The organism is Streptomyces sp. NPDC059456, assembly GCF_042750055.1.
Lineage (GTDB): Bacteria > Actinomycetota > Actinomycetes > Streptomycetales > Streptomycetaceae > Streptomyces.
In genome coordinates this window covers 2,075-13,291 of the sequence record NZ_JBHYVA010000174.1, presented here as the reverse complement: position 1 = coordinate 13,291, position 11,217 = coordinate 2,075, and the positions used below count along the sequence as shown (strand labels likewise).

Sequence of the window (11,217 nt, the reverse complement as noted above, 5' to 3'; positions counted from 1 at the left end):
CCGCGTCCGGGACGCGGCTGGTGCTGCTGGGCGGCTACCCCTACCACCGGCACGCCGCCCAGCTGGCGGCGGCCTTCCCGCACGTCCACGCCGACCTGGGAGCGGTGCCGGCGCAGAGCGGGCCGCGCACGGCGGGGGTGCTGGCCGAGGTGCTGGAGCTCGCCCCCTTCGGCAAGCTGCTGTTCTCCAGCGGCGGGCGCCGGCTGCCCGAGCTGCACGCGGTGGGTGCCCTGGTCTTCCGGGAGGCGCTGGACCGGGTGCTGGGCGGCTGGGTGGGCGAGGGCGCCTGGTCCTGGCGGGACGCCGAACGGGTGGCGGCCATGATCGGATCGGGCAATGCCCGCCGCGTCTACCGGCTGGACGAGCGCGGCTGAGCGGGGGCGGGCCGGGCGCGCCGGGGCCCGGGGGCCCCGGCGGATCAGACGGAGGAGAGCTGCGGGTCGCCCTGCGCCGGGATCTCCGCCTGTGCGGCGGGCCGCTCCCGCAGGCTGAGCGCCACGCGGAGCACGGCGATCCACACCAGGCAGGAGCCGAGCATGTGGGCGGCGACCAGGGCCTCGGGCACGTGGGTGAAGTACTGCACGTAGCCGATGCCGCCCTGGGCGAGCAGCACGATCAGCAGGTCCCGGGCGCGGGCCCGGGTGTCGGCCGGGGCGTCGACCACGCGCAGCACCAGCCACATGGCGACGGCGAGCGCGCACACCACCCAGGCGGAGACCGCGTGGACGTGCGCGGTGGTCGACCAGTCGAACGGCATGCGCTTGATCTCACTGCGGTCGCCGGCGTGCGGACCCGAACCGGTGACCACCGTGCCCGCCGCGATCAGGACCAGCGTGGTCGCGAGCAGGGCCCACGAGAGCTTGCGCACGGGACCGGGGACGCGCGGCCGGGGAGCGGTGTCGCCCTCGCGGGTGCGCTGCCAGGTGATCGTGGTGACGGTGATCAGGGAGGTGGCGAGGAGGAAGTGCCCGGCGACGCTGTACGGGTTGAGCCCCGTCAGGACGGTGATGCCGCCGAGGACCGCGTTGCCCATCACGATGAAGAACTGGAGCCAGCCGAGCTTCGTCAGCGAGCGGCGCCAGGGCTTGGCCGAGCGGGCCGCGACGATGCCCCAGCCGACGGCCGCGCAGAGCACGTACGTCAGCATGCGGTTGCCGAACTCGACGGCCCCGTGGAAGCCCTGCTCCGGGGTCACGATCAGGCTGTCGTCCGTGCACTTGGGCCAGGTGTCGCAGCCGAGACCGGATCCGGTCAGCCGCACCGCACCGCCGGTGACGACGATGACCACGCTCATGACGAGCGCGGCGAACGCGGCCCGCCGGACGATCCGGGGTGACGGAGTCCAGCGGCTGGCGATGTAAGCGAGAGGGGTCAACACGGCCCTTATCGTACGCGGAGCCTTGTGCAAACTTTCACGAGGGGGTCCCCGGTGCACCGCCCGCCGCACGGCCCGCCGAGGTGTCGGGCCCGACGACCCGGCTGAACCGGGCCCCGGCGGGGTCCCCTTCCTCGTGCCACCAGACGCGGACCCGCCAAGGGGCGCCGTCGCCGGGGTAGTCCGGGGAGGCCGCGAAGCCGCGGAGCAGTTCGTCGCCCACGTCCTCCGCTGTCCTGTTTCTTACATCTGCCCCGCTGTGCCACGGATGTTCCTGTACGTTCCACAGTCCGTCAGGGCCCCGCACCTCGAAGCGCCACACCGCACGCCAGGGCGTGACCTCCAGCATCGTGCGCACCTGTTCGGCGCCGAGGTGGAGCCGCGCCGCGATCTCGGGCTCGGTCACGCCCTGGATCCGGGCGGCCACCACGGCCCGGGGCAGCAGGGACTCGGGCAGCAGCCCCTGCCCGCGCAGGTTCACCAGGGACTCGAAGGACAGGTGGCGCAGCCGCAGTTCGAGCTGGCGGCCGATGTGGTCGAGGGCCTCCTCCGCCTCCTGGGCCTCCTCGGGGCCCGGGGCGGCGAGGAGCAGCCGGCGGAACCCGCCCTCCGCGTCCACCGCCCACGCGACCGCCTCCTCGCCGGAGCCCAGCTCCGCGAGGCGGTCGCCGAGGAACACCTTCGCCTGGGCGAGACCGCGCCGGTTGACCGGATCGCGCTGGTCCAGGGCCGCCCACACCTCGACGGCCGCCCGGGTCAGGTCACGCGCCCGCTCGCCCGCCGCCCGCTCCATGGCGCTCGGGCCGCTCTCGGCCGCGGGGCCGAGCGGGTGGCGGGGCAGCCGGTCCCCGTCGCTGAGCGGCCAGGACAGCCAGACCCCCTGGTTGATCAGGCCCCGGGCGTACCAGCGGGCGTACTCGGGGGCGTGCCCGGCCGCCTGCTGTGCATGCCGCAGCCCCTCCTCGACGGCGGCCAGGGCACCCGCCCGGTCACCGCCGGCGAACCGGCGGGCCGCCAGGTCTCCCAGGCGCAGGCCGAGCCGCGCCGCGCACTCCGGATCGGTGCGCGCCGGTTCGCGCAGCGCGCCGATCAGCTCCGTGAGCAGCGCCTCGGCCTCGGCGGGCCCCGCCCGTTCGGCCCCCGACCGGATCCTCGCCCATTGCCCGTCCAGCCGTAGAACGTCTTCCCGCTGCGCCATGTCCGCCCCCCGGCGTCGTGGTGTGCCCCGCCCCCGCGGGGCGGCGCCCATCCTCCTGCCGGGTCAACGTCCGGGGGAGGGGATTCACTCCCAGCGGAAGAGCTTCGCGGCGGCGCCCAGTCCGAGAACGGCCCATGCGGCGAGCACCGCCACGTCCCCCCACGGCAGCGCGGCGCCGTGCCCGAGCACCTCGCGCAGCCCGTCGGACAGCGCCGAGATCGGCAGCAGCCCGAGCGCGGACTGCACGGCTCCGGGGAACTTCTCCATCGGCACGATCACCCCGCCGCCGACCAGCAGCAGCAGGAACACCAGGTTGGCGGCGGCCAGCGTGGCCTCGGCCCGCAGGGTGCCCGCCATCAGCAGCCCGAGCCCGGAGAACGCGGCGGTGCCGAGCAGGACCAGGGCGGCGGCCGACAGCGGGTTCCCGTGCGGGGACCAGCCCAGCGCGAAGGCGATCGCCGTCAGCAGCGCGATCTGGAGCACCTCGGTGACCAGCACGGACAGCGTCTTGGCGGCCATCAGCGCCCAGCGCGGCAGCGGTGAGGCGCCGAGCCGCTTGAGCACCCCGTAGCGGCGGTCGAAACCGGTGGCGATGGCCTGCCCGGTGAAGGCGGTGGACATCACCGCGAGCGCGAGGACGCCCGGCGCGAGGAAGTCGACGGACCTGCCCGCTCCCGTGTCGACGATGTCGACGGCGGAGAACAGCACCAGCAGCAGCGCCGGGATGATCACGGTCAGCAGCAGCTGCTCCCCGTTGCGCAGCAGCATCCGCGTCTCCAGCCCGGCCTGCGCCAGGATCATGCGGGACACGGGCGCGGCCCCCGGGCTGGGGGTGAACGTACCGGCGCTCATGCGCGCAGCTCCTTACCGGTCAGCTCCAGAAAAACGTCTTCGAGGGTGTGCCGCTCCACCGAGAGGCTGCTCGGCATCACCCCGTTCTGCGCGCACCAGGAGGCGACGGTGGCCAGCAGCTGCGGGTCCACGGAACCGGTGACCCGGTAGGTGCCGGCGCTGAGCTCGGCGGCCTCGGTGCCGTCGGGCAGCGCCTTGAGCAACGAGCCGAGGTCGAGGGCGGGCCGGCCGGTGAAGCGCAGGGTGTTCTCGGCGCCGCCGCGGCACAGCTGCTCGGGGCTGCCGTGGGCGATGACCCGGCCCGTGTCCACGATGGCGACCTCGTCCGCGAGCTGCTCGGCCTCGTCCATGTGGTGGGTGGTGAGCACGACGGAGACCCCGTCGGCGCGCAGTTCCCGTACGAGGTCCCAGGTCGCCCGGCGGGCCTGCGGGTCCAGCCCCGCGGTCGGCTCGTCCAGGAAGACCAGCTCGGGGCGGCCGACCACGGCCATGGCCAGGGCCAGGCGCTGCTGCTGGCCGCCGGACAGGCGCCGGTAGGAGGTGCGGCCGCAGCCGCCCAGCCCGAGCCGTTCCACCAGGGCGTCCACGTCGAGCGGGTCGGAGTACAGCCTGGCCATGTGGCGCAGCATCTCGACGGCGCGGGCGCCGGAGTAGACCCCGCCGGACTGGAGCATGACGCCGATCCGGGGGCGCAGCGCCTCGGCCCGGGTGACCGGGTCGAGGCCGAGGACGCGGACGGTGCCGGCGTCCGGGCGGCGGTAGCCCTCGCAGGTTTCGACGGTGGTCGTCTTGCCCGCGCCGTTGGGACCGAGGACGGCGGTGACCGAGCCCCTGCGGACGGTGAGGTCCAGTCCGTCCACCGCGGTTTTGGGTCCGTACCGCTTCACCAGTCCGCGGATCTCCACGGCGGGGTCATTGCTCATGCGGGTGAGTCTACGGAGCGGTAAGGGCGTCCAGGGGTGCCGGGGCGAGGTTCCCCCGCCCGTGCATCACCGCTGGCCAGGCCCTCGGGCCCGACCCCTTCCTCACTCTCCGTAGATAGGTTAGGTAACCCTTAGTGATGGAGGACACCAGGCGTGGCGTCCGTCACGGCTTGTCGGGGCTCGACTAATTACGCAACAATGGCGTTGTGAAATACGGCGAACGGATGATCGAGACCCCCCAGGGGGAGCTCGCTACCGGGGAGCGGTCAACCCGCAACCGGGTCGCGCGCTCCATCCTGGACCACGGTCCGTCCACCGTCGCCGACCTCGCCGCGCGTCTCGGCCTCACCCAGGCCGCCGTCCGCCGCCACCTCGACACGCTCGTCGCCGACGACGTGGTCGAGCCCCGTGAGCAGCGCGTCTACGGCGCACGCACCCGGGGCCGGCCCGCCAAGGTCTTCGCGCTGACCGACTGCGGCCGTGACGCGTTCGACCAGTCCTACGACTCCCTCGCCGCGGACGCACTGCGCTGGATCGCGCAGGCCGCCGGCGGAGGGGAGCAGGGGGAGGCGGCCGTCGCCGCCTTCGCCAGGGCGCGCATGGACGCACAGGCCGAGACCTACCGGGAAAGCCTGGACGCCGCCGCCCCCGCGGAGCGCACCGAGGCCCTTGCCAAGGCGTTGACCGCGGACGGGTACGCTGCTACGGCGAAGAGCGCTCCCGGTCCGCACAGCGGTGAACAGCTCTGCCAGCACCACTGCCCGGTCGCCCATGTCGCCGAGCAGTTCCCGCAGCTCTGCGAGGCGGAGACCGAGGTCTTCTCCCGCCTGCTCGGGACGCATGTGCAGCGCCTCGCCACGATCGCCCACGGCGACGGGGTGTGCACCACGTTCATCCCGCGAGGCGCGGGCACCACACAGACCGACACATCAGCATCTGCACGCACGGCCGGGAGGAACCCCGCATGACCACGGAGACTGCTCACCCTGAGCTCGAGGGTCTGGGCAATTACGAGTACGGCTGGGCCGACTCCGACGAGGCCGGCGCGGTTGCCAAGCGAGGCCTGTCGGAGGACGTGGTCCGCGACATCTCGGCCAAGAAGAACGAGCCCGAGTGGATGCTGAAGCTCCGCCTCAAGGGCCTGAAGCTCTTCGACAAGAAGCCCATGCCGACCTGGGGCTCGGACCTCTCGGGCATCGACTTCGACAACATCAAGTACTTCGTGCGCTCCACCGAGAAGCAGGCCGCTTCGTGGGAGGACCTGCCGGAGGACATCAAGAACACGTACGACAAGCTCGGCATCCCGGAGGCGGAGAAGCAGCGCCTCGTCGCCGGTGTCGCCGCCCAGTACGAGTCCGAGGTCGTCTACCACCAGATCCGCGAGGACCTGGAGGAGCAGGGCGTCATCTTCCTCGACACGGACACCGCGCTCAAGGAGCACCCGGAGCTCTTCCAGGAGTACTTCGGCACGGTCATCCCCGTCGGCGACAACAAGTTCGCGTCGCTGAACACCGCCGTGTGGTCGGGCGGCTCGTTCATCTACGTGCCCAAGGGCGTCAAGGTCGACATCCCGCTCCAGGCCTACTTCCGCATCAACACGGAGAACATGGGCCAGTTCGAGCGGACGCTGATCATCGTCGACGAGGACGCGTACGTCCACTACGTCGAGGGCTGCACCGCCCCGATCTACTCCTCGGACTCGCTGCACAGCGCCGTGGTCGAGATCATCGTGAAGAAGGGCGGCCGCTGCCGCTACACGACGATCCAGAACTGGTCGAACAACGTCTACAACCTGGTCACCAAGCGCGCCGTGGCGTACGAGGGCGCGACCATGGAGTGGATCGACGGCAACATCGGTTCCAAGGTCACCATGAAGTACCCGGCCGTCTACCTGATGGGCGAGCACGCCAAGGGCGAGACCCTGTCCATCGCCTTCGCGGGCGAGGGCCAGCACCAGGACGCCGGCTCCAAGATGGTCCACATGGCGCCGAACACCTCCTCCAACATCGTCTCCAAGTCGGTGGCGCGGGGCGGCGGCCGCACCTCGTACCGCGGCCTGGTCGAGATCGGCGAGGGCGCCCACGGCTCCAAGTCGAACGTGCTCTGCGACGCGCTGCTGGTCGACACGATCTCCCGTTCGGACACGTACCCGTACGTGGACGTCCGCGAGGACGACGTCTCCATGGGCCACGAGGCCACGGTCTCCAAGGTCTCCGACGACCAGCTCTTCTACCTGATGAGCCGCGGTCTGACCGAGTTCGAGGCCATGGCCATGATCGTGCGCGGCTTCGTCGAGCCCATCGCGCGCGAGCTGCCCATGGAGTACGCCCTGGAGCTCAACCGGCTGATCGAGCTGCAGATGGAGGGCTCGGTCGGCTAGTCCCGACCGGCCCCCCACGGCTCACGCAGCACATTCTTCGACGCAGGCACTGCTTTTTTAAGAGAGCGAGCAACACGACAGCCATGGCTGAGGCTCAGAACATTCCGGCGGGTTCGACCACCGCCGGCGCGATCGCGGTGGCCGCCGAGTCCACCGTCGCCACCCGGATGAGCGCACCCCCGTCCTTCGACGTGGCGGACTTCCCCGTCCCCCACGGCCGCGAGGAGGAGTGGCGGTTCACCCCGCTGGCGCGCCTGCGTGGTCTGCACGACGGCACCGCGGTCGCCAACGGCACCATGAAGGCCCAGATCGACGCGCCCGAGGGCGTCACCGTCGAGTCGGTGGAGCGCGACGACGCGCGCATCGGCAAGGCGGGCACCCCGGTGGACCGGATCGCCGCCCAGGCGTTCTCGTCCTTCGCCAAGGCCACGGTCGTCACCGTGCCCAAGGAGACCGTCCTGACCGAGCCGGTGCGCGTCTCGCTGCACGGCGAGGGCGGCACGACCTTCGGCCACACCGTCTTCGACGTCCAGGCCTTCGCCGAGGCCGTCATCGTCATCGACCACACCGGTGACGGCGTGCGCGCCGCCAACGTCGACTTCCTCGTCGGCGACGGCGCCAAGCTCACCGTCGTGTCCGTGCAGGACTGGGACGACACCGCCGTCCACTGCTCCCAGCACAACGCCCTGGTCGGCCGCGACGCGACGTACAAGTCGATCGTGGTCACCTTCGGCGGCGACGTCGTACGCCTGCACCCGCGGGTCAGCTACGCGGGCCCCGGCGGCGAGGCCGAGCTCCTCGGCCTGTACTTCACGGACGCCGACCAGCACCAGGAGCACCGCCTCCTGGTCACGCACGACGCCCCGCACTGCAAGTCCCACGTGGTCTACAAGGGTGCGCTGCAGGGCGAAGGCGCCCACGCCGTGTGGATCGGCGACGTCCTCATCGAGAAGAGCGCCGAGGGCACCGACACCTACGAGATGAACCGCAACCTCGTCCTCACGGACGGCGCGCGGGTCGACTCGGTGCCGAACCTGGAGATCGAGACCGGCGAGATCGTCGGCGCCGGCCACGCCTCCGCGACCGGCCGCTTCGACGACGAGCAGCTCTTCTACCTGCAGGCCCGCGGCATCCCGGCCGACGAGGCCCGCCGTCTGGTCGTGCGCGGCTTCTTCGCCGAGCTCGTCCAGCAGATCGGTGTCCCGGACATCGAGGAGCGCCTCCTCGGCAAGATCGAGACCGAGCTCGAGGCGTCCGTCTGATGACCTACGTCAAGGCCTGTGCGCTGAGCGAGCTGGAGGAGAACACCCCCAAGCGGGTGGAACTCGACGGCACGCCGGTGTCCATCGTCTCCACCGAGGGGGAGGTGTTCGCGATCAACGACATCTGCTCGCACGCGAACGTCTCGCTCTCCGAGGGCGAGGTCGAGGACTGCATGATCGAGTGCTGGCTGCACGGGTCCTCGTTCGACCTGCGCACCGGCAAGCCCTCCGGTCTGCCCGCGACCCGTCCCGTTCCCGTATACCCCGTAAAGATCGAAGGGGACGACGTGCTCGTCTCCCTCACCCAGGAGTCCTGAGGCATCCATGGCAACGCTTGAAATCCACGACCTGCACGTCTCCGTCGAGGCCGAGAACGGCGCCCGCGAGATCCTCAAGGGTGTCGACCTCACCGTCAAGCAGGGTGAGACGCACGCCATCATGGGCCCCAACGGCTCGGGCAAGTCCACCCTGGCGTACTCGCTCGCCGGTCACCCGAAGTACACCATCACCGGTGGCACCGTGACCCTCGACGGCGAAGACGTCCTGGAGATGTCCGTCGACGAGCGCGCCCGCGCCGGCGTCTTCCTCGCCATGCAGTACCCGGTCGAGGTCCCCGGCGTCTCGGTCTCCAACTTCCTGCGCACCTCCGCCACCGCCATCCGCGGCGAGGCGCCGAAGCTGCGCACCTGGGTGAAGGAGGTCAAGTCCGCGATGGAGCAGCTCCAGATGGACCCGGCCTTCGCCGAGCGCAACGTCAACGAGGGCTTCTCCGGCGGTGAGAAGAAGCGCCACGAGATCCTCCAGCTGGAGCTCCTCAAGCCGAAGATCGCGATCCTCGACGAGACCGACTCCGGCCTGGACGTCGACGCCCTGCGCATCGTCTCCGAGGGCGTCAACCGCGTCCGTGAGACCGGTGAGGTCGGCACGCTGCTGATCACCCACTACACGCGCATCCTGCGCTACATCAAGCCCGACTTCGTGCACGTGTTCGCGAACGGCCGCATCGCCGAGTCCGGTGGCGCCGAGCTGGCGGACCAGCTGGAGGCCGAGGGCTACGACAAGTACGTGAAGGGTGGCGCAACCGCGTGACACAGCTGCCTGGCCTCCTCGACATCGAGGCGATCCGCAAGGACTTCCCCCTTCTGGATCGCGTGGTCCACGACGGGAAGAAGATCGTTTACCTGGACAACGCGGCGACTTCGCAGAAGCCGCGCCAGGTGCTCGACGCGCTGAACGAGTACTACGAGCAGCACAACGCCAACGTCCACCGCGGCGTGCACGTGCTCGCCGAGGAGGCCACGGCGCTGTACGAGGGCGCCCGCGACAAGGTCGCCGCCTTCATCAACGCGCCGAGCCGCGACGAGGTGATCTTCACCAAGAACGCCTCGGAATCGCTCAACCTCGTGGCGAACATGCTCGGCTGGGCGGACGAGCCCTACCGGGTCGACCGCGAGACCGAGATCGCCATCACGGAGATGGAGCACCACTCCAACATCGTCCCGTGGCAGCTGCTCTCGCAGCGCACCGGCGCGAAGCTGAAGTGGTTCGGCCTGACCGACGACGGCCGGCTCGACCTGTCCGACATCGAAGAGGTCATCACGGAGAAGACGAAGATCGTCTCCTTCACGCTGGTCTCCAACATCATGGGCACGATCAACCCGGTCGAGGCGATCGTCCGGCGCGCGCAGGAGGTCGGCGCGCTGGTGCTGATCGACGCCTCGCAGGCCGCTCCGCACATGCCGCTGGACGTCCAGGCGCTCGGCGCCGACTTCGTGGCCTTCACCGGCCACAAGATGTGCGGCCCGACCGGCATCGGCGTGCTCTGGGGCCGCCAGGAGCTGCTGGAGGACCTGCCCCCGTTCCTCGGTGGCGGCGAGATGATCGAGACCGTGTCGATGCACGCCTCGACGTACGCCCCGGCGCCCCACAAGTTCGAGGCGGGTACGCCCCCGATCGCCCAGGCCGTCGGCCTCGGCGCGGCCGTGGACTACCTCACCGCGATCGGCATGGACAAGATCGCCGCGCACGAGCACGCGATCACCGAGTACGCGGTGAAGCGCCTCCTGGAGGTCCCCGACCTGCGGATCATCGGCCCCACCACGGCCGAGGACCGCGGCGCCGCGATCTCCTTCACGCTCGGTGACATCCACCCGCACGACGTGGGTCAGGTCCTGGACGAGCAGGGCATCGCCGTCCGCGTGGGACACCACTGCGCACGCCCGGTCTGCCTGCGCTACGGAATTCCCGCGACCACGCGAGCGTCTTTCTACCTGTACTCCTCTCCGGCCGACGTCGACGCGCTGATCGACGGGCTGGAGCACGTACGGAACTTCTTCGGCTGACGAGGGCGACGAGGACGACGCAGTGAAGCTGGATTCGATGTACCAGGAACTGATCCTGGACCACTACAAGCACCCGCACGGGCGTGGCCTGCGCGACGGCGACGCCGAGGTGCACCACGTCAACCCGACGTGCGGCGACGAGATCACGCTGCGCGTGAAGTACGACGGCGAGACGCTCACCGACGTCTCGTACGAGGGCCAGGGCTGCTCCATCAGCCAGGCCAGCGCGTCCGTGCTGAACGAGCTGCTCGTCGGCAAGGAGCTGGCCGAGGCGCAGAAGATCCAGGGCGTGTTCCTGGAGATGATGCAGTCGAAGGGCAAGATCGAGCCCGACGAGGCCATGGAGGAGGTGCTGGAGGACGCGGTCGCGTTCGTCGGCGTCTCCAAGTACCCGGCTCGCGTGAAGTGTGCTCTGCTGAGCTGGATGGCCTGGAAGGACGCGACGGCCCAGGCACTGGGTGACGCCGCGGAGAGGAAGACGGCATGACCGAGAACGCGACGCCCCCCGAGGCGTCGATCAAGCCGGCCACCGAGGAGGAGGTCCGCGAGGCCCTCTACGACGTGGTCGACCCCGAGCTGGGCATCGACGTCGTCAATCTGGGCCTGATCTACGGCATCCACATCGACGACGCGAACATCGCCACCCTCGACATGACCCTGACCTCGGCGGCCTGCCCGCTGACGGACGTCATCGAGGACCAGGCGAAGTCGGCGACGGACGGCATCGTCAGCGAACTCCGCATCAACTGGGTCTGGATGCCCCCGTGGGGCCCGGACAAGATCACGGACGACGGCCGCGAGCAGCTGCGCGCACTCGGCTTCAACGTCTGAGCCGTACCGCTTCGCGGGAGGGCCCCCCCCCCCCCCCCCGGGGCCCGCGCGGGG

Annotated in this window: 13 protein-coding genes; 9 read left to right on the top strand and 4 right to left on the bottom strand. The window is 70.7% G+C overall.

Features of this window, described 5'->3' with window-relative positions; translation table 11 throughout:
• The coding region (locus tag ACFXA3_RS17510) for an amidohydrolase family protein (RefSeq protein ID WP_385187670.1) at positions 1–374 on the top strand (374 nt) is incomplete at its 5' end.
• A gap of 44 nt (positions 375–418) precedes the next feature.
• Here ACFXA3_RS17510 and ACFXA3_RS17505 read toward each other — a convergent pair.
• The 4 genes from ACFXA3_RS17505 to ACFXA3_RS17490 all read right to left on the bottom strand — a co-directional run bounded on the left by ACFXA3_RS17505 (position 419) and on the right by ACFXA3_RS17490 (position 4,348).
• Positions 419–1,408, bottom strand: a complete 990-nt coding sequence (locus ACFXA3_RS17505) for a heme A synthase (protein ID WP_385187668.1) — start codon at positions 1,406–1,408, stop codon at positions 419–421.
• Positions 1,409–1,412: 4 nt separating this feature from the next.
• The gene (locus tag ACFXA3_RS17500) at positions 1,413–2,573 is read right to left on the bottom strand and encodes a hypothetical protein (protein ID WP_385187666.1); all 1,161 of its coding nucleotides are present in this window, start codon (positions 2,571–2,573) and stop codon (positions 1,413–1,415) included.
• A gap of 84 nt (positions 2,574–2,657) precedes the next feature.
• Positions 2,658–3,425: an ABC transporter permease gene (locus tag ACFXA3_RS17495; RefSeq protein ID WP_385187664.1), complete on the bottom strand. Its 768-nt coding sequence runs from the start codon at positions 3,423–3,425 to the stop codon at positions 2,658–2,660.
• Positions 3,422–4,348 carry an ABC transporter ATP-binding protein gene (locus ACFXA3_RS17490; protein WP_385187662.1) on the bottom strand — a complete coding sequence of 309 codons (927 nt, stop codon included), beginning with the start codon at positions 4,346–4,348 and terminating at the stop codon, positions 3,422–3,424. Before ACFXA3_RS17490 ends, ACFXA3_RS17495 begins: the two co-directional genes overlap by 4 nt.
• Positions 4,349–4,554: 206 nt before the next feature.
• Here ACFXA3_RS17490 and ACFXA3_RS17485 point away from each other — a divergent pair, with 206 nt between their 5' ends.
• The 8 genes from ACFXA3_RS17485 to ACFXA3_RS17450 all read left to right on the top strand — a co-directional run bounded on the left by ACFXA3_RS17485 (position 4,555) and on the right by ACFXA3_RS17450 (position 11,163).
• Positions 4,555–5,316 carry a helix-turn-helix transcriptional regulator gene (locus ACFXA3_RS17485; protein WP_385187660.1) on the top strand — a complete coding sequence of 254 codons (762 nt, stop codon included), beginning with the start codon at positions 4,555–4,557 and terminating at the stop codon, positions 5,314–5,316.
• Positions 5,313–6,728, top strand: coding sequence for a Fe-S cluster assembly protein SufB (gene sufB, locus ACFXA3_RS17480; RefSeq protein ID WP_385187659.1), 1,416 nt, complete (start codon positions 5,313–5,315; stop codon positions 6,726–6,728). The genes ACFXA3_RS17485 and sufB overlap by 4 nt, the downstream gene beginning before the upstream one ends.
• Positions 6,729–6,811: 83 nt before the next feature.
• Complete coding sequence (gene sufD / locus ACFXA3_RS17475) at positions 6,812–7,990, top strand: Fe-S cluster assembly protein SufD (RefSeq protein ID WP_385187657.1); 1,179 nt, start codon at positions 6,812–6,814, stop codon at positions 7,988–7,990.
• The gene (locus ACFXA3_RS17470) at positions 7,990–8,307 is read left to right on the top strand and encodes a bifunctional 3-phenylpropionate/cinnamic acid dioxygenase ferredoxin subunit (protein ID WP_053785806.1); all 318 of its coding nucleotides are present in this window, start codon (positions 7,990–7,992) and stop codon (positions 8,305–8,307) included. The genes sufD and ACFXA3_RS17470 overlap by 1 nt, the downstream gene beginning before the upstream one ends.
• Before the next feature lie 7 nt (positions 8,308–8,314).
• The gene (gene sufC / locus ACFXA3_RS17465) at positions 8,315–9,079 is read left to right on the top strand and encodes a Fe-S cluster assembly ATPase SufC (RefSeq protein ID WP_053785807.1); all 765 of its coding nucleotides are present in this window, start codon (positions 8,315–8,317) and stop codon (positions 9,077–9,079) included.
• Positions 9,076–10,332 carry a cysteine desulfurase gene (locus tag ACFXA3_RS17460; protein WP_030160389.1) on the top strand — a complete coding sequence of 419 codons (1,257 nt, stop codon included), beginning with the start codon at positions 9,076–9,078 and terminating at the stop codon, positions 10,330–10,332. Before sufC ends, ACFXA3_RS17460 begins: the two co-directional genes overlap by 4 nt.
• Positions 10,333–10,354: 22 nt before the next feature.
• Complete coding sequence (gene sufU / locus ACFXA3_RS17455; RefSeq protein WP_030160391.1) at positions 10,355–10,819, top strand: Fe-S cluster assembly sulfur transfer protein SufU; 465 nt, start codon at positions 10,355–10,357, stop codon at positions 10,817–10,819.
• On the top strand, positions 10,816–11,163 hold the full coding sequence (locus tag ACFXA3_RS17450) for a metal-sulfur cluster assembly factor (RefSeq protein ID WP_385187655.1): 348 nt from the start codon (positions 10,816–10,818) through the stop codon (positions 11,161–11,163). The genes sufU and ACFXA3_RS17450 overlap by 4 nt, the downstream gene beginning before the upstream one ends.
• Positions 11,164–11,217 lie beyond the last annotated feature (54 nt).